This window comes from Devosia sp. 919 (genome assembly GCF_013185965.1).
GTDB lineage: Bacteria > Pseudomonadota > Alphaproteobacteria > Rhizobiales > Devosiaceae > Devosia.
In genome coordinates this window covers 90,587-114,125 of the sequence record NZ_JABAOL010000001.1, presented here as the reverse complement: position 1 = coordinate 114,125, position 23,539 = coordinate 90,587, and the positions used below count along the sequence as shown (strand labels likewise).

Annotated in this window: 19 protein-coding genes; 5 read left to right on the top strand and 14 right to left on the bottom strand. The window is 64.0% G+C overall.

Annotated elements, in window-relative coordinates; genetic code table 11:
* Nucleotides 1–21: 21 nt before the first annotated feature.
* Genes HRQ64_RS00550 through HRQ64_RS00535 form a run of 4 tightly spaced genes read right to left on the bottom strand, consistent with a single transcriptional unit; the run spans nucleotide 22 to nucleotide 4,775 of the window.
* Nucleotides 22–1,554, bottom strand: coding sequence for a TolC family protein (locus tag HRQ64_RS00550; protein WP_172121604.1), 1,533 nt, complete (start codon nucleotides 1,552–1,554; stop codon nucleotides 22–24).
* On the bottom strand, nucleotides 1,554–3,554 hold the full coding sequence (locus HRQ64_RS00545; protein WP_172121603.1) for an FUSC family protein: 2,001 nt from the start codon (nucleotides 3,552–3,554) through the stop codon (nucleotides 1,554–1,556). Before HRQ64_RS00545 ends, HRQ64_RS00550 begins: the two co-directional genes overlap by 1 nt.
* Nucleotides 3,535–4,581, bottom strand: a complete 1,047-nt coding sequence (mdtN, locus tag HRQ64_RS00540; protein WP_172121602.1) for a multidrug transporter subunit MdtN — start codon at nucleotides 4,579–4,581, stop codon at nucleotides 3,535–3,537. The genes HRQ64_RS00545 and mdtN overlap by 20 nt, the downstream gene beginning before the upstream one ends.
* On the bottom strand, nucleotides 4,581–4,775 hold the full coding sequence (locus HRQ64_RS00535; RefSeq protein ID WP_349236651.1) for a YtcA family lipoprotein: 195 nt from the start codon (nucleotides 4,773–4,775) through the stop codon (nucleotides 4,581–4,583). The genes mdtN and HRQ64_RS00535 overlap by 1 nt, the downstream gene beginning before the upstream one ends.
* Before the next feature lie 339 nt (nucleotides 4,776–5,114).
* On the opposite strand from HRQ64_RS00535, the gene HRQ64_RS00530 reads away from it, so the two are divergent.
* The 3 genes from HRQ64_RS00530 to HRQ64_RS00520 are packed head-to-tail and all read left to right on the top strand — an operon-like array spanning nucleotide 5,115 to nucleotide 10,067.
* The gene (locus tag HRQ64_RS00530) at nucleotides 5,115–5,678 is read left to right on the top strand and encodes a TetR/AcrR family transcriptional regulator (protein WP_127754854.1); all 564 of its coding nucleotides are present in this window, start codon (nucleotides 5,115–5,117) and stop codon (nucleotides 5,676–5,678) included.
* Nucleotides 5,679–5,718: 40 nt separating this feature from the next.
* The gene (locus tag HRQ64_RS00525; protein WP_164854919.1) at nucleotides 5,719–6,900 is read left to right on the top strand and encodes an efflux RND transporter periplasmic adaptor subunit; all 1,182 of its coding nucleotides are present in this window, start codon (nucleotides 5,719–5,721) and stop codon (nucleotides 6,898–6,900) included.
* An 8-nt stretch (nucleotides 6,901–6,908) separates the two neighbouring features.
* The gene (locus HRQ64_RS00520; RefSeq protein WP_172121601.1) at nucleotides 6,909–10,067 is read left to right on the top strand and encodes an efflux RND transporter permease subunit; all 3,159 of its coding nucleotides are present in this window, start codon (nucleotides 6,909–6,911) and stop codon (nucleotides 10,065–10,067) included.
* A gap of 49 nt (nucleotides 10,068–10,116) precedes the next feature.
* Here the strand turns inward: HRQ64_RS00520 and HRQ64_RS00515 are convergent, their stop codons facing one another.
* Complete coding sequence (locus HRQ64_RS00515) at nucleotides 10,117–10,695, bottom strand: alpha-ketoglutarate-dependent dioxygenase AlkB (protein ID WP_172121600.1); 579 nt, start codon at nucleotides 10,693–10,695, stop codon at nucleotides 10,117–10,119.
* A 186-nt stretch (nucleotides 10,696–10,881) separates the two neighbouring features.
* Here HRQ64_RS00515 and HRQ64_RS00510 point away from each other — a divergent pair, with 186 nt between their 5' ends.
* On the top strand, nucleotides 10,882–11,961 hold the full coding sequence (locus HRQ64_RS00510) for an AI-2E family transporter (protein WP_172121599.1): 1,080 nt from the start codon (nucleotides 10,882–10,884) through the stop codon (nucleotides 11,959–11,961).
* A gap of 41 nt (nucleotides 11,962–12,002) precedes the next feature.
* Here HRQ64_RS00510 and HRQ64_RS00505 read toward each other — a convergent pair whose 3' ends face one another.
* The 8 genes from HRQ64_RS00505 to HRQ64_RS00470 all read right to left on the bottom strand — a co-directional run bounded on the left by HRQ64_RS00505 (nucleotide 12,003) and on the right by HRQ64_RS00470 (nucleotide 19,959).
* The gene (locus tag HRQ64_RS00505) at nucleotides 12,003–12,512 is read right to left on the bottom strand and encodes a flavin reductase family protein (protein WP_172121598.1); all 510 of its coding nucleotides are present in this window, start codon (nucleotides 12,510–12,512) and stop codon (nucleotides 12,003–12,005) included.
* The gene (locus HRQ64_RS00500; RefSeq protein ID WP_172121597.1) at nucleotides 12,512–13,123 is read right to left on the bottom strand and encodes an alkylhydroperoxidase domain protein; all 612 of its coding nucleotides are present in this window, start codon (nucleotides 13,121–13,123) and stop codon (nucleotides 12,512–12,514) included. The genes HRQ64_RS00505 and HRQ64_RS00500 overlap by 1 nt, the downstream gene beginning before the upstream one ends.
* Before the next feature lie 7 nt (nucleotides 13,124–13,130).
* Nucleotides 13,131–13,802, bottom strand: a complete 672-nt coding sequence (locus tag HRQ64_RS00495) for a CMD domain protein (RefSeq protein ID WP_172121596.1) — start codon at nucleotides 13,800–13,802, stop codon at nucleotides 13,131–13,133.
* A gap of 21 nt (nucleotides 13,803–13,823) precedes the next feature.
* The gene (locus tag HRQ64_RS00490) at nucleotides 13,824–14,858 is read right to left on the bottom strand and encodes a putative FMN-dependent luciferase-like monooxygenase (RefSeq protein WP_172121595.1); all 1,035 of its coding nucleotides are present in this window, start codon (nucleotides 14,856–14,858) and stop codon (nucleotides 13,824–13,826) included.
* The gene (locus HRQ64_RS00485; RefSeq protein ID WP_172121594.1) at nucleotides 14,855–16,516 is read right to left on the bottom strand and encodes an ABC transporter ATP-binding protein; all 1,662 of its coding nucleotides are present in this window, start codon (nucleotides 16,514–16,516) and stop codon (nucleotides 14,855–14,857) included. The genes HRQ64_RS00490 and HRQ64_RS00485 overlap by 4 nt, the downstream gene beginning before the upstream one ends.
* Nucleotides 16,513–17,358 (bottom strand): ABC transporter permease, encoded by an 846-nt coding sequence (locus HRQ64_RS00480; RefSeq protein WP_172121593.1) that lies wholly within the window; start codon nucleotides 17,356–17,358, stop codon nucleotides 16,513–16,515. The genes HRQ64_RS00485 and HRQ64_RS00480 overlap by 4 nt, the downstream gene beginning before the upstream one ends.
* Nucleotides 17,355–18,299, bottom strand: coding sequence for an ABC transporter permease (locus HRQ64_RS00475; protein WP_172121592.1), 945 nt, complete (start codon nucleotides 18,297–18,299; stop codon nucleotides 17,355–17,357). Before HRQ64_RS00475 ends, HRQ64_RS00480 begins: the two co-directional genes overlap by 4 nt.
* 64 nt (nucleotides 18,300–18,363) lie before the next feature.
* Entirely contained in the window at nucleotides 18,364–19,959 is a 1,596-nt protein-coding gene (locus tag HRQ64_RS00470; RefSeq protein ID WP_349236650.1) for a TIGR04028 family ABC transporter substrate-binding protein, read from the bottom strand.
* Between the two features lie 260 nt (nucleotides 19,960–20,219).
* Here HRQ64_RS00470 and HRQ64_RS00465 point away from each other — a divergent pair, with 260 nt between their 5' ends.
* The gene (locus HRQ64_RS00465; protein WP_172121590.1) at nucleotides 20,220–20,771 is read left to right on the top strand and encodes a GXWXG domain-containing protein; all 552 of its coding nucleotides are present in this window, start codon (nucleotides 20,220–20,222) and stop codon (nucleotides 20,769–20,771) included.
* A 60-nt stretch (nucleotides 20,772–20,831) separates the two neighbouring features.
* Here HRQ64_RS00465 and HRQ64_RS00460 read toward each other — a convergent pair whose 3' ends face one another.
* Entirely contained in the window at nucleotides 20,832–23,300 is a 2,469-nt protein-coding gene (locus HRQ64_RS00460) for a GGDEF and EAL domain-containing protein (protein WP_172121589.1), read from the bottom strand.
* Nucleotides 23,301–23,539: the final 239 nt, after the last annotated feature.

The window sequence follows — 23,539 nt, the reverse complement described above, 5'->3', positions numbered from 1 at the left end:
GGGCAGCGAGCACCGCCGGCGTTAAAGACCATGCGCGCTGGTCAAGGTTCCCGTGGCAAAGGCGAGGGCCGCGGCGGCGGAAAACGCATTGCTGCGCGCCTGGGCCTGGGCATATTGCGCCTTGAGCAGCCCCGCCTGGGACACGCTGGTTTCGGGCAGGGTGCCGATGCCAGTGCTGTAATATTCCACCGCGGCGTCGTTGTTGGTGCGGGCGGCGTTGACGAGCTGAGTTGCGGCGGCATAGCCCGAAAGGCTGGTGCGCAGCACGTCATAGGCGACAACGATCTCCTGGGCGGCGGTGCTTTGCAGGCGGTTGAAATCTGCTGCGGAAGCGGCGGCATTGGCTTGCGCCGATTGGAGTTGGGAGTCGCGAAGGCCGCCATCAAAGATGGGCAGGCTGAGGCCCAGCAGCACGGCCGCATTGGGTTGGGCGACGGTGAGCGAGGCATCGGCATCAAAGCGGCTGTCATCGACCGAATAGCTGCCGAGAACGGCGCTGAGATTGCCCGTCAGCGCCACTTTGGGCATGAAATTGGCCTGGGCGGCGAGGATGCCCTGTTCGCTGGCTTTCATCTGGGCAAAGGCTGCCTGGACATCGGGGCGGCGCTGTAGCGACGCGATGATCAGCCGGTCAAGATTGGCGGGCAGCTTGCTCGGCAGCGGCTTGTTGCTGATGTCCTGCACCTTGATGTTGGTGAGGGGCGACACGCCCATGGCCCCCAGCAACATGGATTGCGTGCTCCGCTCCTGGCCGACGGCCTGGGTGAGGTCGAACTCGGCCTGGGCCACCTGCTGCTTGGCCTGAGCGACCTCCATTGTGGTGGCGAGGCCCTGTTTCAGCTTGGCCTCGGCGGCGGCTAGGACAACTTTGACATTGTCGAGGGCTTCGCGATTGATCCGCGTCTGCGCCCTGGCGGCGTTGTATTGGTAATAAGCGTTGCTGACATCGTAGATCAGCTTCTGGTGGGCGAGGGTGAAGCCGAGATTGGCGGCAAAGGACAGCTGTTGCGCGCTGGCCAGCGCTGCGTCGCGCGAGCCGAAGTCGAACAGGAGCCATTCGATGGCGAGCGCGGGCACCACTTGCACGCCCGAAGTGGTGATGGTGCCGTTGGGGATGTCGATGGGGACGTCGAGGATCTCGGTTTGCAGGCCCGGGGCGGTAGTGGAGGTGGCGGCAAAGCCGGCTAAAACATCGGCCGACAGCACGGGCAGATAGGTGGCTTCCGCGACCCCGGTGGCGGCAGCCGCTTCGCGCGCCCGCTGCCAGGCGGCGCGGGTGGTGGGGCTGGCGAGCTGGGCAATGTTAATGAGCTGGGGCAGGCTATAGGTGGTGGAGGAATTGAGCGTGGGCGTCGTCACCACGATGGGCATGTTGGGGTCGGGCGCGGCGGCGAAGTTCCGGGTGCCCTTGTCCAGCGCCGGCATGCCCGCAACGCCATTATAAGGCGTGGTGGCGCTGGCAGGCGCGAGATTGAGGGAGGAGGGGGAGCAGCTGGCCAGCCCCACCCCCATCAGCAGAACAGCCAGGACGTGGGGGAGCCGGTGCACAAGCATTAGATCGCCTCGAGCGTTCGAGCAAAACCGAGCAGCAAGTTCTGATAGGAGTGGATGGCGCCCTCCAGGTCGACGCGCCAGCGGGCCCGGCGAGGCGCCTTGCGCTCCAGCCGCTCGAGGCGATGCAGCGACTGGAAGGCTTGATGCAACGACTGGTCGAGCATGGTCCGGGCCTCCGGGGCAGGCTCGAGGATAGCATCGGCGGCAGTCTTTAAAAACCCGCCCACGGACGCTTCCTGCGCCAGCGTTGCTGCTTTGACACTGCGGGGGGCGCCATGCAGGAAGCGCCCGGTCTGGCGCAGCAGCTGCAAGCGCGCGATCTCGGGCACGGCGTGCTGGCTGGCTCCGAGGATGGCGGCCACATGGGGCAGGACGGGCGAGCTGAGGCGCAGCCATTCGGGCTCGAACACCGAGATCAGGGTGAGGCGGTGGGCTTCGGCAATCTCGGTGGCGGGTTCGGCCGCGCCGGGATAAGGGTGCCGGAGAGCCGTGGCGAGGCTTTGGAGGGCGTGCGAGAGATGGCCGGCGATGACGCCGGCAACGCTGGTGGGCCAGAAGGACAGAAAAACAATGGCCACCACGACATTGCCGATCAGGATGCCGAGCACCCGGTTGGTGGCGACCCCGATATCGAGCGAGGGGCCAAAGCCGTGCAGGGTGCAGAGAAAAAAGGCCAGCGCCATCTGCCAGCCGGCATATTGAATGAGGCTCGAACCATTGGCGACCCAGGCGGCAATGAAGCTGCAGACGCCCACCAGCAGCATGAGCTGGCCGATATCGGTCATGTGCGGCATGAGAAAGAGGATGCTGCCGACGCCCATGGCGGCGCCAATGAGGCAGCCGATGATGCGCAGGGTGGCTTTGTGGAGGGTTTCGCCGGTGGTGCCGAGCGCCACGTAGAAGCAGGTGATCATGGCGGTATGCACTTCAAACCAGTCACGGGCGGTGTAGATGGCGTAGGTGATAAAGACTGCGAGCGTCGTCTTGAGGGCGAAGTGCAGATAGGCGGGGTTGGTGAAGGTGTCGGCCGTTAGCTCGAGGCTGGGTCCCGGGCCGGGGGGCAGGGGCGTGCGACCGCTCCAGAGGTCCGCCAGCCGGTCGGCAGCTTCGGCCAGCGGCTGGGTTGCGGGGGAGGAGGCCCTGGGTTGCCAGCCGCCCCGGTGGGGGGCTCGTTCTTCGATCAGGACCGCGAGGCGCTCGAGATCGGCGGCGAGCGCGGGATCGCGGGGCGCATCGAGCGTGGCGAGGAGCAGGGTTTCGCTGGCGGGAAGGGTCGCACCAAGGCGCGCGGCTTCACCCCTGCTGGCATAGCCGAGCAGGGCGGCCAGCTGGATGGGGGAAGCCAGTTCATCGCCTTCCTCGGGCTCTTCGGACAGGAGAGCCAGGGCCGCAGCGCCCGCCCCGGCCTCGCCGCGCAGCGCCCTGGCGCCGGTGCGCAGGCGCTTGCCAATGGCGTGGCGCGTCATGGTGTTGGGATTGGGACCGATCAGGGCGTTGACCAGAACCAGGGTCGCCATGGGGAAGAACACCACAACCCACATCCAGCTCAGCCCGCGGACCAGCAGGCCCGGAATGGGTACGAAATCGTTAAGGGTGAGCACAAAAGCGAAGACGAAACCGACCGTGGCAGCAATGGAGCCGGCGGAGGTGGCGACGGAGAAATACATGCCGCCAAAGGTGAAGGCCGCAACGAGCGCGAGGCGCACCATGGGTTCGTCGGCCGCGATGTCGAGCACCAGGACGCCGAGCGCGATGCCGACGCTTGCGGCCATGATGAGGGCCAAGGCAATGACGATGCCGCTGGCAGCATTGTTGCGGCTGGCAAAGAACACGAGATAGCAGGACAAGGCCGCTTCGGGCACCTGTTGGCTCATGGAGAGCACCACGACGATCACGCAGCAGAGCGCGGTGCGCAGGGACGCGCCAAGCCGCCCTTGATGGGGGCGCAGTTCTTCGATCAAGACGTCGCGAAGCTTGGGCCTAGGGCTGACGGGGAGCATCGCGGCGATCCGAAGGTCTGTCCACGACGACAACTGCCGACGCCCCGACGCGCAGCAGTGAGGAGGGTGGCTCATGCATTTCCAGATAAACCGGGAAACGCTTGGCCACCTTTACCCAGTTGAGTGAATTGGCCAGCACGGGTAGCCCCAGAATGGTGGTTTCATCGGTGGAGCGGACGCCCCAACCGATCGCCGTGACCGTGGCGCGCACACTCAACTCGGCATCGGCCATGATGTAGACATCGGCCTCATCGCCGAGGGAGATATTGGGCAGTTCGGTTTCGCGGAAAAACGCCACCGCTTCCCATTTGGAGGTGTCGATCATGGCAAAGGCGGGCACGCCGGTCAGCACATATTCGCCCGGCGCCATGGTGAGGCCCGAGATGATGCCGTCGATGGGCGCGCGCACGGTGGTGTTGGCGAGGTCCCGTTCCGCCAGGGCCACGGTGGCGGTGGCGGTTTCGACCTGGGCTTGCCGCGTTTCCACCGTGCCGATCACCTCGGTGGCGCCTTGGGATTGCTGAAGTGCCTGCTCGAGGCTCACCAGGGAATCGTTGTAGGCGGTGCGGGCTTCATCGACCTGCTGGGCCGTGACAAAGCCGCGCTTGAGCAGGGGCTCGAGCCGGTCAAGGGTCTGCTTGGCGAGGTCCGAATTGTACTGGGCGCGTTCGATCTGTTTTTGGGTGACATCGGCATTGGCTTGTTCGGCCGAAATGTTGCGCTCGCCCTGGGCGAGTTCGGATTGAGTGGCGCGCAGCTCGGCCTGGGCTTGTTCAAGTCGCAACCGGTAAGGCTCCGGATCGATCTGGAACAGGGTATCGCCTTTGCTGACGGCGGCGTTGTTGCTGACCGGGATCTCGATGATGCGGCCCGGCACATTGGGGGAAATCTGCACGAGGGGCGCATCGATCTCGGCGAAATCCGAGCTTGGATTGGCGGCGCCCTCGCTCCAGGCCAGATAAATCATCCCGGCGGTGAGGATGAAGATGGCATAGCCTACCAATCTGCCGAAGATCTTTGCCAGCATCACAGATATCCCGACCAGAGGAGCCAGCAGCCGATGCCGGCGCTGATCGACAAGCAGAGATAAACCAGGGGCGGGGCGGGCAGGTTTTGATCAATGTGGAGAAGAATGAAGAGGGCGCGCACGACCACCGCAATGATGATGCCGGCTACGGCGCAGATCACCCAGGCGGGAAAATAGGAGCCGAATATGGGCACGGATGGGGCGTGAGGGACGCGGGCGCAGCCGGGGAGGGCAACGGCTAAAATGACAGCTGTGCCCCACCCCCTCGATTGCACCCCAAGCTCCCGTGTTCCGCTCGCGGTGAGGACGGCCGGAAGCGGCCGGACCACGCCAATTGCAGTTCATTTCTAGCAATAGGGCGAGCGGCGCGGCTGACGGAAATCAAGCGCCGTAGCGAATGCGGGTGCGAGCTGGGTGGCGTAGCGGGGTGGTGTGGCGCTGCTTTGCCCGCGGTAACCAACCGCGCGGCGCTACGCTTGACAGGGTCCGCCAGCAATAATAGCTGACTGTTCAGGAATTAATCGGGGTTGGTCATGGCGCGCCACAGGACTATCGAGGAAAACACCATCCTCGACGCGGCCGAGCGCGTCATCGCCCAGAATGGCGCGGCCAATTTCACCCTTGAGGACGTCGCGGTGGAGGCGGGGATCAGCAAGGGCAGCGTCGTGCGCGATTGCGGCAGCAAGCAGGACCTGATCCGCCTCATTGTCAAACGCCGTTTCAACGAATGGCAGCGCATGCTCGACCAAGCCGAACTGGATCAGCCGGTCCAGGGCGCCTCAGGGCGCATTGCCGCCCATGTGGAACTGACAATGGCCGCCCTGCCGCAAGAACAGCGAGCCGTGGCGCGCAATCTTTGCGCCTCGCTGACCAATGATCTGGAGCTCACCAAGGTCATCAGCGAACACTATGAACGCGAGATCCAGGCGGTTTCAGCCCCCGGCGCCACGGCGGGCGCGCGGCTGGCATTCCTCGCGCTTGAGGGCATGCGCTCGCTCGAATGGTTTGGCACCCATAGCTGGCCCGATGGCGAGCGGCAGGAGCTGCTCGCCGAGATCGGCAAGCTGGCGCAGCTGGACGATCTCGACCCCCACTGAACCCACCACCATCTTCTGACCAACCAGGACTACAACTCCCGTGAACTTTGTGAAACGCGTATCCGGGGCCGCCTTGGCCATCGGGCTGGTAGCCGTTCTTGCCGCTTGCAGCGATGCTGATGGACAATCTGAAGCGGCGGCTCCACCGGCGATGCCGCCGGCCGGGGTGAGCGTTTTGACGGTCAAGCCCGAGCGGGTGGCGCTGGTCAACGAGTTGCCGGGCCGCATCGTGCCCACCCGGATCGCCGAGGTGCGGCCGCGGGTGTCGGGCATCGTGGTGGAGCGGGTGTTCGAGCAGGGCAGCCAGGTGGAGCGGGGCGATGTGCTGTACCGCATCGATCCGGCCAGCTTTGCGGTGCAGGTCGCGAGTGCCGAGGCCAACCTGGCCAGCGCCAAGGCGGGGCAGTTGCAGGCGAGCCAGCAGGCCGAGCGGCAAAATACGCTGCGCGAGCGAAATGTGGCCAGCCAGCAGGTGCTGGAAAGCGCAACGGCTGCCCTGGCGCAGGCCAATGCCAATGTGGCGGCGGCCGAAGCCAATCTGGCGGGGGCGCGCCTCAACCTGGAATATACCGAAGTGCGGGCGCCGATCAGCGGGCGCATCGGGCGGGCCTTGATCACCGAAGGGGCGCTGGTCACGGCGAACAGCCCCGAGAGCCTCGCGACCATTCAGCAGTTCGACCCGGTTTATGCCGATTTCACCCAGTCCTCGGGCGAACTCATCGCCCTGCGCCGCGCGCTGGAAGATGGCACGCTGGTCAGCGCCGGCGAGGACGCAGCCAGGGTCACGCTCAAGCTCGATGATGGCAGCCAATATCCCCATGAGGGCAAGCTGCTGTTCCAGGAAGCGGCTGTCGATGCCAGCACCGGCCAGGTCACGATGCGGGCCGAAATTCCCAATCCCGATGGCGACCTGCTGCCGGGGCTTTATGTGCGGGTGCTGATCGAGCAGGCCTTTGACCAGGACGCGATCACCGTGCCGCAGCAATCGCTGCTGCGCGATGCCGGTGGCAATTCGCAGGTTTACGTGGTGGGCGAAGACAATGTTGCGCAACTGCGGGTGGTGCAGGTCGGCCGCTCGCTGGGCAACCGCTACCTCATCGCGCAGGGTCTTGAGGTCGGCGACAAGGTCGTAGTGGAGGGTTTCCAGAAGATCGGGCCGGGCGCGACGGTCAATCCGCAAGAATGGCAAGCGCCGGTGGCTGACGCCGCCAAGGCGAACTGAGGACTGATATGGCTGGGTTTTTTATTGAGCGGCCGGTTTTCGCCTGGGTCGTCGCGATTTTCATCGTGGTGGCCGGCGTGCTCGCCATCCCCAATCTGCCAGTGGCGCAATATCCCAATGTGGCGCCGCCCCAAGTCTCGGTTTACGCCACCTATCCCGGCGCTTCGCCCGAGGAAATCTACCAGAGCGTAACGCGCCCGCTCGAGGACGAGCTCAACGGCGTCGAGGGGCTGATCTATTTTGAATCGACGTCCGATGCGTCGGGCATGATCACGATCAATGCCACTTTCGAGACCGGCACCGAGCTGGCCAACGCGTCGATTGACGTGCAGAACGCGGTGCGGCGGGTGGAATCCCGGCTGCCCCAGATCGTGACCCGGCTGGGCGTGCAGGTGCAGGAAGCCAGTTCGGGCTTTTTGATGATGGTGGCGCTCGTGTCCACCGACGGCAAGATGGATGCCGTGGGGCTGGGCGATTATCTCAGCCGCAATGTGACCAGCGAAATCGCCCGCATCGAAGGCGTTGGCCGGGCGCAGGTGTTTGCCTCGCAGCGCGCCATGCGCGTTTGGCTCGACCCCGACAAGATGCTGGGGTTGAACCTGACCTCGGCCGATGTGACCGCGGCGATTGCCAGCCAGAACGCCCAGGTGGCCGCCGGCCGGATCGGGGCGCAGCCCAATCCGCTGACGCAGCAGATTTCCGCCAGCGTCCTGGTGAGCGGGCAATTATCGACGCCCGAGGCTTTTGGCTCGATCGTGTTGCGCGCCAATCCTGATGGCTCCTCGGTGCGGCTGCGCGATGTGGCGCGGATCGAGATCGGGGCGGAAAGCTATGGCTTTTCCACCCGTATCAACGGCCAGCAGGCGGCGGCCTTTGCCGTGCAGTTGGCCCCCAGCGGCAATGCCATGGCGACCGCCGAAGCGGTGGAACACAAGATGGAGGAACTCGCCCAGTTCTTCCCGCCGGGGGTCGAATACCGCATTCCCTACAACACCGCGCCCTTTGTGGAAGTCTCGATCGAGAAGGTGATCCACACCCTGATCGAGGCCATGGCGCTGGTCTTTGTGGTGATGTTCATTTTCCTGCAAAGCTTCCGCTACACGCTGATCCCGACCCTGGTGGTGCCGGTGGCGCTGGCGGGCACCTGCGCGGTGATGCTGGCGGCGGGCTTTTCCATCAATGTGCTGACGATGTTTGCCATGGTGCTCGCCATCGGCATTCTCGTGGACGACGCGATCGTCGTGGTGGAAAATGTCGAGCGCATCATGGCCGAGGAAGGGCTGCCGCCCCTCCAGGCCACGCGCAAGGCGATGAAGCAGATCTCGGGTGCCATTATCGGCATCACGCTGGTGCTGTCGGCCGTGTTCGTGCCGCTGGCGTTTACGTCAGGCGCGGTGGGCGTGATCTACCAGCAGTTCAGCCTGACCATGGTGATCTCGATCGTCTTTTCGGGCATTCTGGCCTTGTCGCTCACCCCGGCGCTGTGCGCGACGCTGCTCAAGCCGATCAAGCCGGGCCACCACGAAAAACGCGGACCCTTTGGCTGGTTCAACCGCACCTTTAATCGCGCAACGGGCGGTTATTCCAAGGGCGTGGGCTGGATGGTGCGCCGCACCGGCCGGTTCATGGTGATCTACCTGGCGCTGATTGTCGGGCTGGGCTGGGCCTATATGCAATTGCCCACCTCGTTTTTGCCCAGTGAAGACCAGGGCTTTTTGATCGCCGACATGCAGGCGCCTCCAGGGGCCAGCAATAACCGCATGGCCGAGATCACCAAGCAGGTGGAAGGCATTTTCCTCGCCGAAGACGCGGTGGAAGACATTATCGCCATCAACGGCTTCAGCTTTTCGGGCGCCGGCGACAATGCGGGCCTGGCTTTCATCACGCTCAAGGACTGGAAGGAGCGCGACGAAAACAACTCCGCCGACGCCATCGCCAATCGGGTCAACGGCCAGTTGTTCGGCCTGCGCGACTCCATCTCGTTTGCGCTGTCGCCCCCGCCCATTGCCGGGCTCGGGACCTCCAACGGGTTCACCTTCCGCCTGCAGGATCGTGGATCGCAGGGACAGGCGGCGCTTGCCGCCGCCGGTCAGCAACTTATGGGGCTGGCGTCGCAAAGCCCGGTGCTGCGGGGATTGCGCGTCGAGGGCATGCCCAACACGGCGCAGATCAATTTGATCGTGGATCGTGAAAAGGCCAATACCTTTGGCGTGAGCTTTGCCGATATCAGCTCGACCATCTCCACCAATCTGGGGTCGGCCTATGTCAACGATTTCCCCAATGCGGGGCGCATGCAGCGCGTGACGGTGCAGGCCGATGCCGGGCAGCGCATGGATGTGAGCGATCTGCTCAACCTCACCGTGCGCAATTCCAACGGGGGCATGGTGCCGCTGTCGACCTTTGCCAAGGCCGATTGGCGGCTGGGGCCGGCGCAAATCGTTGGCTATAATGGCTATCCGGCGGTGCGCATCGCGGGCTCGGCGGCCCCGGGCTTTACCTCGGGCGCTGCCATCGCCGAGATGGAGCGGCTTGCCGCCCAGTTGCCGGCCGGCTTTGGTTTTGAATGGACGGGCCAGACCCTTCAGGAAATCCAGTCGGGCTCGCAAAGCATGTTCCTCATGGCCCTGACCGTGGCCTTTGTGTTCCTGCTGCTGGCCGCACTCTATGAGAGCTGGTCGATCCCGCTGTCGGTGATGCTGGTGGTGCCGCTGGGGGTGATCGGGTCGGTGCTTGCCGTGATGCTGCGCGGCATGGCGAGCGACGTGTATTTCACCGTGGGCCTCATCACCATTATCGGCCTTTCCGCCAAGAACGCGATCCTGATCATCGAGTTCGCCAAGGATAGCTGGGCCGAGGGCAAGCCGTTGCTGGAGGCCACGATCGAGGCGGCCCATCTGCGGTTCCGGCCGATCATCATGACCTCGCTGGCCTTTACCCTTGGCGTGGTACCGCTGGCGATCGCCACGGGCGCCAGCTCCTCGAGCCAAAACGCTATCGGCACGACGGTGCTGGGCGGCATGATCGCCGCCACGCTGCTGGCCGTGCTGTTTGTGCCGGTGTTGTTTGTGTTCATCATGAAGCTGGTGCGGGCCAAGCCCAAGCGCATCGGGGTTGATGAGCCCATTACGCCCGCCGCCGCCAGCGCGCCGGCTGTTGCGGCCGAATAAGACAGGAAGGGGCAGGCAAGACCTGCCCCTTTGTTGTTGCGATGGGCTGCTAGGGCTGGTTGCGCAGCTCGCGGAAGGTGAGGGAAAACCGGGTTTGCTCCACGGGTGGAATGGAGTGCTCCCATTCGGTCCGGGCCGCGCCCGAGAGCAGATAGGCCGAGCCGGGCTCGGCCGTGATCGAGACGCGCTCCCATTTGGCGCCCGCCTTGCGCCGGAGCCTGAAGGTGCAGGCCGACAGCAACGATACCCCCACGATCGATCCGAAGACGGCCTTGTCCTTGTGCCAGCCGATGGGTGCACCCGGCCCATATTCGGTGACGAGAACCTGTTGCAGCCGGTCCGGCTCGATGCCGGCAAAGGCCGCCGCCTGATCGCGCAGCGGCAAAAGGAAAGGGGGAATAGGGTCAGTCCGCGCCAGCCGCTCGGTCGAGAAATCATAGCGCCAGCCAAAGGAAACCACCCGGCGCTTGCCCTCAAAGCCATGGAAGTCGAAGGCCTGGAACGGCAGTTGCCGCACCTGCCCGAGGACCTCCTCCTGCATGGCAGGCGGGATGGCCTCGGGGAAATAGCGGAAGCCCTCAGGGAGAACCGGCCCAGGCGAGCCGAAAAGGTCGGGTTGCGAGATCATGGGCGGAGGCTACCCGGAACGGCGGTGTGCGTCCATTGCAGGCACAATGAGGGCGCGCGAGCTCGGCCCGCGCCCAGGTCGCGGTGAAGGACCTCAACTGCTGGGGATCGAAGCTGGCGCTTCGCGGGTTCAGTACGCACGCTCTTGGCAGCAGCTGCGGAAGGCGAACCGAAAAGGGCTCCATCGATGTCGAGACAAGGCATTCAAAACATCAGCTTCGTGGCATTGGTGGTCGCGATCACTGCAGCCTTTGTTTGGCTGCTCCTGCCTTATTACAGCGCCATTTTGTGGGCGGTGATCCTCGCCATTCTGTTTAATCCGCTGCAGCGGCGCTTGACCGTTTGGTTTGATGGCCGGCGCAGCCTTGCGGCCGTGGTCAGCGTACTGGCCTGTATATGCGTGGTTTTGATCCCGGCCAGCCTGGTCATTGCGTCCTTCTCGATTGAAGTCTCATCCTTGATCCGGCGGCTCCGAGAAAGCGATTTTAGCCTCGCCGATGCCTTGGCCCAGGTACAGGCGGTTTTGCCGGATTTTGCCAACAAGGCCCTGGCCGACATGAATCTGGGCAATCTGCGCGAGATCCAGGACGGCGTGCTTTCAGCCCTTTCCAACACCGGCCAAACCATTGCCAGCGGCGCCCTTGGCATCGGGCAAGGCACGCTACAGTTCGTTATTGGCCTGGCGATCATGCTCTACCTGTTGTTCTTTTTGTTCCGGGATGGCCCGTCCCTGGTGCTGATGATCCGCAACTCAGTTCCCCTTGACCGCACCCGGACCGACGACATTGCCGCCAAGTTCGTTTCGGTGGTCAAGGCGACGGTGCGGGGCAATGTGCTGATCGCCCTTGCCCAAGGTGGGATTGGTGGGGTTACGTTCTGGTTGCTTGGCATCGAAGCGCCGCTGCTTTGGGGCGTGGTGATGGCGGTGCTGTCGCTGCTGCCGGCGGTTGGCGCCTTTCTGGTTTGGGCGCCGTTTGCTGTTTATCTCGGCCTGACCGGCGAGATCACCAAGGCGATCATCCTCGTTCTTGTTGGTGCGCTGGTGATCAGCATGATCGACAACTTCCTGCGGCCCGTGCTTGTGGGCCGCGAAACCAGGCTGCCCGACTATGTGGTGCTGATTTCCACGATCGGGGGTTTGTCCTTGTTCGGGGCAAACGGCTTTGTGCTGGGACCGCTGGTTGCGGCGCTGTTCATGGCCGTGTGGTCGCAGTTCACCGATGATCGGCTGAGCGAGAGCAGCGAGGACACAGCCGAGACGGTTTGAGCGGTGGCGACATGGACGACCCCAGGACGGGGTTGCCGCCCTTAGCTGCCGAGCTTGTGGAAGGAACGATCCCAGTGGATCAGTGCGGGTGCAGGAGCGGTGGTGCTGGCGAGCACGCGGCCAATGACCAGCACATGGCCATGGCGTTCGATGGCTTCCTCGAGAACGCAATGCACCGAGGCGATTGCGCCTTCAAGGGCAAAGCCTGCGCCGGGGTATCGACGCCAGGCTGCACCGGCAAAGCGGTCGCTGCCGTGAGCCTGGGTGCGGCCCGCAAAAACCTCAGCCAAATGCGCTTGATCATGGGCCAGCAGATTGACCGAGAAGCCCTTGTTGCTTTGCAGCAGTGGCCAGGTCTTGGAGCGGTTGTCGACCGAAACGAGAAGCCGGGGCGGATCCACGGAAAGCGAAATCACCGAGGTGGCCGTGAAGCCACCCCGTTCTTTGTCGTCGCCGGCGGTGACGATGCTGATGCCCGCCGCCAACTGCCGCATGGCCAGCCGGAAATCCTCTTCAACCGTGCCGGCGCTGACTTCGAGACGATCCAACATCACGCAGCCTTCGGGGCTGGAACTGGTTCGCCCAGCGACAGCATCAACCGGTTCGCCCAGTTGAAAAAGGCGGCGGTGGAAATCACGTCGGTGATCTCGAAGTCGTCGAGCCCGGCTGCGCGCAGCCGCGCAATCTCGCCATCGCCAAAAGCGGTGGGTGTATCGGTCAAGGCTACGGCGGCCGCAGTTACCGCGTTCCAGCGCTCGCCCAGATCGGCGCCGGTGCCGTCATCAAGCAGGCGCTGCACGTCGTCCCGGCGCTTGGAATGGGTCGACGCGAAGCGGGAATGGACGGACGCGCAAAAGATGCAGCCATTATGGCGAGAGGTTGCCGTGGCGGACAATTCCCGTTCCGCCCGCGGCAAGCCGCCATTGGGATTATAAAAGATGTCCTTGTCGGCCTTGGTGCGGGCGCCCAGCACCTCGGGGTCATGGGCGAGCAGCATGAAGTAGGAGGACTTGGCGCGCGAGGCATCGACAAGGCCCGTCCAATGGCGGTCGGTGAGGGCGGCCTCATCGAGCGGCTCGAGCCATGGGGCCCAGCCCAGCTCGTCCTGGGTGAAGGCGTTGACGGCGGCAGGTTGGGCAGTGGGTTCGGTGATCTGGCTCATGGCAGCCTCAAGGGTTGGAGCCGGCCGCAACGGCCGCGGTGAAACTAGTGATGGTGGTGTCATTGGCCGGCTCGATTGCCGCGGCACCGGCCAGCGCCGAAAGCCCTTCGACGAGGCGCAGCTGGAAGGCGAGATAGGAAACCAGCTGGGACAAGGTCACGACCCCGGCCGTGCTCCAGCCGGCGGCGAGGAGGGCCTGCAGCGCTTCCTTGCTGGAATCGCGGGGGCGGAACACCAGAAGATGGGCATGGTCGAGTGCCGCGGCGAGCCGTTCGCCGAGCAGGCGGCGGACCTCAGGCGAGACGGCGAAATGGAGCCCCACCTTGTTTTCGCTGGACAGGGGCCCGGCCGGGTAGATGCCATAGGGCCCGGTGGTCGCGCCGCGCTCGACCTCGTTGTTGATCGCCGCGGCGATGGCGGGGCCGCCATCGAGCTGGGTGAGCTTATGGGCATAGTGGTCGGCCAGCACGGGCTGGCCTTGCAGGCCCGACACAAAGCTGGCGACGGCGAAACGCTCAAGCAGCGATACCTGGCTGGCATCGGTCGGCTCAAACAGGGCGACATAGGCCTGCTGGACATTGTCCCGGGCCACTTCGCGGTGCCGCCGCAGGGCGTCGAGATGGGAGCCCGGGATAATGGACAGCACCTGGTCGATCAGGTCCGGCGCGGGGTTGCTCATGGTGTTCTCCTCAAGAAGGGGTCAGCGGGCGATGGCGATGCGGGGCGCTGCCTGGGGTTCGGCACGCCAGCCAAGGGCGGGCGCCACCACCTCGGCGGTGAGTTCAAGCGAGCGCAGGATCAGAGGATGAGGGGGATCGACCGAGTGCACCTGGAAGGAGATGTCGGTGGCGCGATCGAGCACCGGGTCCTGGGCCAGGCTATCGATCACCTCGGCAGTATTGCCGACATGGGTGTCAAAGGCGCGGATCAGTTCGGGAAGTGTTTGGCCGGGCTGGGCGTGGCCCGAGGCCACAAACCGCTCGGCAATGCGCCGCAGCCCGATATCGGCCCATTCCAGAGCCGTGGCCTGCTCATCGGCGACAAACAAGGTGCGTGAGGCCAGGATGCGCGGCTCAGCGCCAGGAGGCAGGGCCGCAAGATAGGCATCGATGATGGGCTGCTGCAGCTCGGCCAGGCTCGCTTCGGGATTGTCCTTGGGCCGCGGCTGGGTGCGCGACAGCATGAGCCCGTCGCCCGCGGCGCCAGCGCGCTGCCCGCCCTCCACCGAGAAGGTTGCCTGCCAGATGCGCCCGGCCAGCGAGCCGCCGCCGGGGTAAAGCTGGTTGCCGCCCTCCAGTGCCTCGCCGGCCAGCGCCTTGCGCAACAACGTAAGGTTGGCGCCATGCACCGGGCCGCGCTGGGCGCTGTCGAGGCCAAAGGGAGCAAAGGAGCTTGGGGTGCCGCCGCTGCCGACCCCAAGCTCAAGCCGCCCATCGCTGAGCAGGTCCAGCACCGCGGCGTCTTCGGCAACGCGGATCGGCGCTTCGAGCGGCAGCGTGATGATGCCGGTACCCAGGCGGATGCGGCTGGTGTGCGCGGCGACATGAGTCAGGAACACGAAAGGCGAGGGCAGGCCCCCTTCATCATGGCTGAAATGATGCTGAGCGACCCAGGCCGAGTCAAAGCCGTGGCGTTCCGCCGTCTGGATCTGCTCAGTTGCCAGGCGGTAGCGTTCGAAGGGCGGTGCATCGTCGAGAAGTCGGGAGAAAAAGCCCAGACGTTTGATTTTGCTCATTCTGCAGCTCGCTTGTAGAGGGTGGAAAATGAAGCGGCGGGTGCCAGGCCGCGGCCCGGGATCGCGGCAAGGAGGTCGCGGGTGTAAGCGGCCTGCGGGTGGGCGAAGACATCGAGGACGGCGCCGCTTTCCACGGCGCGGCCGGCCTGCATCACCGTCACCGAATGGGCGATCTGGCGCACCACCGCGAGATCGTGAGTGACGAACAGATAGGTCAAGCCGAACTGCCCCTGCAGCTCTTCGAGGAGGCGCAGGATCTGGGCCTGCACCGTGACATCGAGAGCGGAAACGGCTTCATCGAGCACGAGGACACGCGGCTGCAGGATCAGCGCGCGGGCAATGGCCACGCGCTGGCGCTGCCCACCCGAGAGGGCCCGGGCAGTGCGGCCGATACTGTCGGCGGGCAGGCCGACCTGTTCGAGCATGCCCTCGACGCGCTCGATGCGCTCGCCCTTGCTGACCCGTTCAAAGTTGCGCAACGGCTCGCCGACAATCTCGCCGATGGTTTGGCGTGGATCGAGTGAGGCGAACGGGTTCTGGTACACGAGTTGCACGTCCCGGCGGAAGCGGCGCAGCGCTTCGCCACTCAGGTCGGACAGGTTGGTGCCGCCGATCTCGATTTCTCCCGCGGTTGGGCGCTGCAGGCCAACGACACAGCGCGCCGTGGTTGTCTTGCCTGAACCCGATTCGCCAACCAAGGCATGGGTGGTGCCAGCCGCGATGCTGAAGGAAACGTCGTCGACGGCGAGGAAGGGCCGCCCGCCGATGTTGAATTGCTGCCGCAAACCCTCAACGGTCAGCAGTGCCGGCGCAAGGCTGGGGGCCGAACGGGGTTGGGCCGGGCGCAGCGAAGGGGCGTCGCCGAGCAGTTGCCTTGCATAGGCGCTTTGTGGGCTGGCCAGCAGGGACCTCGCGGGGCCCTGCTCCTGCACCATGCCGCCCTGGAGGACGATGATGTGATCGGCGCGGTCGGCCGCGACGCCGAGATCGTGGGTGACGAGGAGGACGCCGGTGCCGGTTTCCTGGCGCAGCTCGTCGAGCAGATCGAGGATGCGGCGCTGCACCGTGACGTCGAGCGCACTGGTCGGTTCATCGGCGATGATCAGCGCGGGGCGCAGTGCCACGGCAATGGCGATCAAAACGCGCTGCTTCATCCCGCCCGAGAGTTCGTGCGGATATTGGTGGACCCGCAACGCCGGCTCGCTGAGGCCGACCCGCGTCAGCAGCTCGAGGACACGCTCCTGGCGTTCCCGCCGGTCGCGCATGCCGTGGAGCTTGAGGATTTCGCCGACCTGCGCGCCGATGGTGCGCACCGGATTGAGCGAGGTGCCGGGGTCCTGGGGCACCAGACTCATCACCTTGCCGCGAATGGCGTCGAGCCGCCGGCCGGACCAATGGGTGATTTCGGTGCCGTTGAGTCGGATGGAGCCGGCATCGATCCGACCATTGTCGGGCAAGAGGCCAATCACAGCCTGGGCTGTCGTGGTCTTGCCCGAGCCCGATTCCCCGACCAGCGCCACCACCTCGCCGCTGTGCAGGGTCAGCGACAGGTTCTGGACCACGCGGCGCCAACCATTGGCAAGCCGGTAGGAGAGGCTGAGCCCTTCGACGTTGAGCACTGGCGTTTCATGCTGTCCCGCAAAGCTGATCGTGCTCATGGCGTCCTCTGCAGCGATTGGCTGATGCGGTTGGCGGCAAGCACGACCAGGATCACCGCAAGGCCGGGAAAGGTGGTGAGCCACCAGGAGGTCGTGAGATATTTGCGGCCCTCGGAGATCAACAGGCCCCATTCAGGGGTGGGCGGGGGCGCGCCATAGCCGAGAAAGCCCAGCGTCGAAATCGCGAGGATGGCGCTGCCGAACTGAAGCGCGGCATAGGCAATCACCGTACCCATGGCATTGGGAAGGACATGGCGCCACAACACGCTCCAGAACCGGCCACCACTGCCAAAGGCGGCTTCGACATAATCGGCGTGGCGCACCCGGATGACCTCTGACCGCATCAGCCGGGCAAAACCGGCAATTGTGGTTGCACCGACCGCCGCGGCCACGTTCACCGTGCCAAAGCCCAGGATGATGATGATGGAGAGCTGGAGCAGCAGGCCGGGCACGGAGAGGAGGACATCCACCAGCCGCATGATCACGGCGTCGACCCGGCCACCGGTCGATCCGGCGACCAGCCCCAGCGTCGTGCCGCCAACCAGGCCGACGAAAACGGCGACCAGGGCGCCCGATAGTGAATTGACCGAGCCGTAGATGATCCGGGCCAGCACGTCGCGGCCGATCTCGTCCGTGCCGAACCAGTGGGAGGCATCGGGTGCCCGCAGCTGGTTGCCGGCGTTGCCGATCGTGCCGCTATGGTGGGTGAACAGTGTCGGAGCAACGGCCCAGGCGATGGCAATGGCGATGATCGCCCAGGCCAGGAGGAGGGTGGGCTGCAGTTGCAGCCGGTGCTGGCGCGGGGTTGCGGCGCCAAGAGTGAACAGGTCGAGCGTGGTCATGCAGTTGCTCCCACGGGACGGTTGAGCCTGGGGTCGATCAGCGGCGCCACGAGGTCAACGAGGAGGTTGATCAGCACAAAGCCGAGCGCCGCGAGCACGACGATGGCCTGCAGCACGGCGGTATCCTGGTTGCTGACCGCTTGTTCGGTCACCCGCCCCAGCCCATTGATGCCGAACACGGTTTCAGTGACTACGGCGCCCGCGAGCAGTTCCCCGAACAGCACGCCGGCAATGGTCAGCACCGGCAGCAGGGCATTGCGCAGCACGTGGTGCCAGAGAACAAAGCGGCGGCTGGCGCCCTTGGCCCTCGCGACGGCGACAAAGGGCTGGGTTTCGATCTCATCGAGGCTGCGGATCAGGATCTGCGCCAAGGGGGCGGCGATGGGCACGGCCAGCGTCGCCACCGGCAAGATCAAGGCCTGGAATTCGGAGGGATTGATGATCGGCACCAGCCGCAAGCGGAACGAGAACAGCTGGATCAGCATGATGCCGAGCCAAAATACCGGCACCGAGATCATCAGCGAGGGCACCATCTGCAGTGCGTTGCGCAGCCAGTTGAACGGCGCCAGCGTCGCAGCAAAAGCTACAAGGCCAGCAAGCAGAACGGCACAGACGAGAGCGAGGCTGGCCAGTTTCAGTGTCGGCCAGGCATTGGCGGCAAGGACCGTGTTGACCGGCACGCCGGCCTGTACGGAATAGCCGAAACTGCCCTGGAGGAAGTTGACCAGGGTGTTGCCATATTGGGCCCAGATGGGGGCGTCGGCACCGTAGCGCAAACGGATTTGAGCGATCTGCTCGGGCGACAGACCCATTTCGGGGTTCTGGTACTTGATCAGGATCGCATCGCCCGGCAGCGCCTGCAGCAGCAGGAACGAGGCGGTGAAGGCAAGCAGGAGAACCAGGACGGCCTGGCCGAAGCGCGTTGCAATCATGGTGGTCATGGGGACCTCCGGGCTGATGAAAAACGCCGCCCCGGCCAGGGAACAACCGGGGCAGCGAGGGGGATCAACGAGGCGCCAGCCAGACGTTGTAAAAGCTGGGGCGGGCGACTGCGTCAAAGCCGATGCCCCGGACATAGGGCGCTCCGGCAAAGACCTGCGGCTCTTCAAAGATCGGGATCACATAGGCCTGGTCGAGCAGATAGGCCTGGACATCGGCAGTCAGGTCCAGCCGCCTTTTCGTGTCCGGCTCGGCGGCAATGGCGAGCAGCAACTCGTTGAGCGCGGGATCCTCCCAAGTGGCATTGGGGTTGGTGCCGCCCTTTTGCAGCAGGGAGTCCCGGTTGGTGGGGTAAAAGTTCGACTTGATCACGTCCGGATCGGCACGACCCACCATAGCGGGACGGAGCGGGGTCTTAAGGGGATCAAGATTGTCCTGGGTGGCGCTGCCGGAGTCGCCCGCCAGAACATTGAGTTTGGCACCCACGCCGGCCCATTGCTGGCTGAGGAGCTGGAGGGTGGCGCGGTTCTGCGGCTGGGGCAGCGACTCATAGGCGCTGAGTTCGAGCTTGACCCCGTCCTTTTCGCGAATGCCATCGGCACCCACAACCCAGCCGGCCTCATCGAGCAGGGCCTTGGCCTTTTCCGGGTCAAAGGCGAGCTTGTCGGAGAGGTCCACATAGCCCGCGGCAGTCGAGGCGATCACCGAGGTGGCCTGCGGGTAATGGGAGGAAAACAGGGTGGAAACGATCTCGCCGGCATTGGTGGCGGCGGTCAGCGCCTGACGCACCTTGATGTCCGCCACGATCGGGTTCTCGGGGCGGAAAGTGACGTTGTTGTTGACGCCGCGCGTTGGGGCGGAGTGGATCAGATAACCCTGAGCTTCCACCTGGGCTTCATCATAGGCCTGGATCTGGCGAATGAAATCGGCCTGCCCGGACAGTAGCGCGCCGATACGCACGCTGTCCTCGGGCGTGACGATGAGCTGAATTGCATCGAGATAGGCGCGGCCGGTGTGCCCGATATCGGGTGGGCCCCAGGCATAATCCTCGCGCACCTTGAGGGTGAGGCTTTGGCCCAGCACTTCGCTTTCCACCACGAAGGGGCCCGAGCCGATGATCTTGGTGGCGTCGCCCAGTTCGTCATAGGGTTGCTCGAGAACGGAAGGGGCGACGATGCCCGAGCCGATCACCGAGGTCGCCTGCAGGAAGCCTGGCGCAGAGGCCCTGAAGGTGAACTTGACGGTCAGCGGGTCGATGACCTCGCTGCTTCGATAATTGTTGATGGCTTCGGCCACCGGATAGCCTAGGTCCTTGTTGCCCAAGCCGAAGGTGTCAAAGTTCTTGGCAACTGCGGCAGCATCCAATGGCGTGCCGTCCGAGAAGGTGACGCCCGGGCGCAGCTTGAATGTATATTCGGTGGCGTCCGCGTTGATCTGCCAACTCTCGGCCAGCCAGGGTTCGATCTCGAGCGTTGCCGGGTTCTGCCAAGTCAGCTTGTCGGTGATCTGGTTGAGGATGCCGCTATTGGGATAAAAACCGCCGGCGGGCGGGTAGAGATTGGTGTGCGCCTGTTGTTCCAGATAGACCAGCGTTCCGCCCTGCACGGGCGCGTCTTGCGCGAGGGCAGCACCGGTCGAAACGCTGCCCAGCAACAGGGCCACAAGTCCCCACCCAAGGGGACGCTGCAACAGTGCTAAAGGTTGAAGAGACACGTTGGCTTCCTTCTCAACACGGGCTCTACAAGGATCCCCCATGTCTCTAGCCTGCGCCGATCGGGGCTTTGTCTCAACAATCCCTAGGAACTCAGTCGTCTATTTTGCGCTGGTGTTGAGCAACGGTTTTTCGTGCGGCCCGCGCCCCCTTAGAATTGCCGCGACGAGCAGGAAGTGGCGGCCCTGCTTAGAATTGGGATGGTAACGCTATGCTGGACACGGAACTTTGGATCGCGAGCGCGCAGCAAGAGGGAAGCTCGCTGGAGGCTGCGCTCGACCAGTTTGACCGCCTGCCTTCGCCAAACCTGGTGGAGATCATCGGCAGGTGGAGGGGCGCTTCAATACCAACGGGCCATGTTCTCGATGGCATGCTGGAAGCCTTTCAGTGGTACGGCAAGGCGTTTCTGGACGAAGAACGGGTGTTTCCGCTGCTGTTTGGAACCAGCTCGCCTGTCGCGCTGAATCCGCGCTTTTTGCCGCTTAACAATGCTACAGCCCGCCTGCAACGGCTGGGCCCCGTCCGGTTGCTGTTCCGGCTGGGCTATCGCGCCATGGCGACGGATAAACCCACTGCGCGCTTGCGGACGCTTACCTGCCGGGGTGTGCCTACCATGTCGATGATCTATGACCGGCAGCCCATTATTGACTCCTTCCGGAGGGTCACCCCTGACCTCCTGCTCGGCATGATGGATTGCCGGGGCTTTGAGCCGCTGTTTTTTGCGTTGCACCGGGACAAGGGCGGCAGGGTCGGGGCCCGGTAAAACCGGGGTTACCCCGTTACCTCCTCGATAGGCCACACCCCATGTGCAACTCGCGCGGGGTCAGGCGGAACTTGCACTCGAGCGGTCGTAGGTTGCTTCGAGTTCCATGGAGCTTACTAAGTGCCTGACGTAATAGGGCACGCGCTCCGCGGCCATCGGCCTTGCCAACAAATATCCCTGAGCAACATCACAGCTGTTGGTGCGCAGGATGTCCCAGTGCTCAGTCGTTTCCACGCCTTCGGCAACGACCTTGATGCCAAGCGCATGGGCCAAGCCGATGACTGCCTTGACGATGGCCGTTGCGTTGGGATCCACGCCGAGATTTTTGACAAAGGACTGGTCGATCTTGAGCCAGCTCACCGGGAACTTGTTCAGATGGGTCAGGGACGCGTATCCGGTGCCGAAATCGTCCAGAGAAATGCTCACGCCGCCTTCCTGCAGACGCTGCAGGGAACGAGCGACTGTCCCTGAGTCGTCTTCGAGGAACACCGTTTCGGTCACTTCGATCTCAAAGCAACTCGCCGGAAGTCCAGCTGTCTGGAGCGATTTCAGAATGGTGGTCGCCAGGTCCATCCGGAAGAATTGCTGGGCCGAAACATTGATGGCGACGCTGCTAAAATCGATGCCTTGATCCCGCCAGAGCTTCATATCGGCAACGACCCGTTGGAGCATGCGCTTGCCCAAGGCGACCGAAAGCAGCGGATCGTCGAAGGCTTCCTTGATCAGGCCCGGTGGCTGGACGCCGTGGCGGGGCGAACTCCAGCGCAGAAGGGCTTCAAACCCGCACAACTCGCCGGTACTCAGCGACACCTTGGGTTGATAAAAAGGGAAGACGGCGTCGCGCTCAAGCGCGTCTCGGGCGCATGACAGCGCCGACACACGCTGTTGGAGCCGGTGCCTGGCGGCTGGGTTGAAAAAAGCCAGACGGTTGCCGCCGGAATTTTTCGCGTCATACAAGGCCATGTCGGCGTTCTTCATCAGCTCGGCCGGCTGCGGGTCGCTCTGGGGATACATGGCAATGCCGAAGCTGGCTTTGCATGATAGCTCGGCGCCCAGGTAGGAAACGGGCTCTGCCAGCACGTCCCGCATCCTCAAGGTCAACTCAGCCAGGGTAGTTTCGCTGACATCGGCGGTTTGCAGAACGGCAAATTCGTCCCCACCGATACGAGCCACGCATCCTGGGACAACGGCTTCAAGCCGTTTAGCCACGGTCGTGAGCAGAGCGTCGCCCGCGGCATGCCCAAGGGTGTCGTTGATGTCCTTGAAGTCGTCCAGATCTAGATAAACCACAGCCACGCTTCCGCCGTTGCGGACAGCAGCATCGAGGTCGCTGTCGAGGCGCTGCAGGAAATGCGCCCGGTTCGACAATCCAGTGAGGGCGTCGTGGTGGGCGAGATGGGCGATCCTGTCTCTCGCCGTCCTCACCTCGGTGATGTCCCGGAAGAAGATCGACAGTCCGTCCCCATAGGGGCTGACATAAACCTCGAACCAGACATCGAGCCCTGGAACGAAGGTCTCGAATTCCGCCGGCTGTCTGATCTCGGCTACGGCTTGCAGGCGCTCGCGAAACTCGCTGTCGGGATCAAGCGTCAGCGCCTTCCACAGGGTTTGGCCGAGCCGCAAGTTTTCCGGTTTACCCGTGGCATTGAGCGCCCGCTGGTTGCGATAGGTCACGCGCCAGTTCTCGTCGACAACGACCACACAGTTGCCGGTACTTTCAAGCAATGCTGCGAGACGCGCTTCGCTCTCCTTGAGTGCGCTGGCCGCCGCCTTGTAGGCCTGGACATCTTCGGCGGTACCATACCAACGCACCACGCGACCTTCCGAGTCGCGCCGAGCGGCAGCCCGGACGCGGATCCAGGTGTGGTTGCCATCGCGGCGGCGGACGCGATACTCGATGTCGAGCGGTTGCCCTGAGGTTACTGCGGACTGCCAGGATGCCACCGCTGCGTCCACGTCGTCCGGGTGAAGTGCCCTGGACCAGCCTTTCCCCAGCGTTTCTTCGCGGGTCATGCCAATGAGTCTGGGCCAGCGGGGGCCGATTTCCAGCAGGTTGCCGTCAACGTCGGCGGTCCAGGGGATTTGCGGGCTCAGTTCAATCGCATGGCGGTAATGGTCCTCGCTTTCGCGCAGGGCAGCCTCGGCGAGCACCCGGGCAGTGACGTCCTGGCAGATCCCCTTGACCTCGATGACCTCTCCGTTGGTGCCCAGGACAGGTTGGGTCCTGGACCACAAGTGCAGGAACTGACCGTCACCCAGAACAACCCGTGCCTGGGTGCTGTGCGGCTGCCGTTTGTCGATTGTTGCCCGCAGGTTCTCCCGGACGGCCTCCCGGTCATCGGGATGGATGCACTCCAAACTGCTTTGCAGCGTGACCTGGAACGTGGCGGGGTCACGTCCCAGCAGGTGAAAAACCTCCTCCGAGCAGGAGAACTTGCCGGTGTGAGGCTCCCAGGACCAAAAGCCCAGCTTGGCCATCCTTTGTGCTTCGGCAATTTCGGACAGCTCAGCGTTCAACTCAGTCGACATGGTCATCGCCTATAGGGGAGGTGCCGTTTCCAATCGGAGACTGCTGTCCCAGTAGGCTCCATGTACGAACAAAACGTACATTTTATCGGTAATTTTGTTGATTGCCCGTGTCACCTTGTTGCTGTTTCACGTGAACAATTCAGGACCAACACTGCTGATACAGGTGCTGATGTCCGCAAAAGGGAACCATGCGGGGAAGCCGCCGGACGGCTTGGCCCTATCAAGGAAGCAAGTATCCG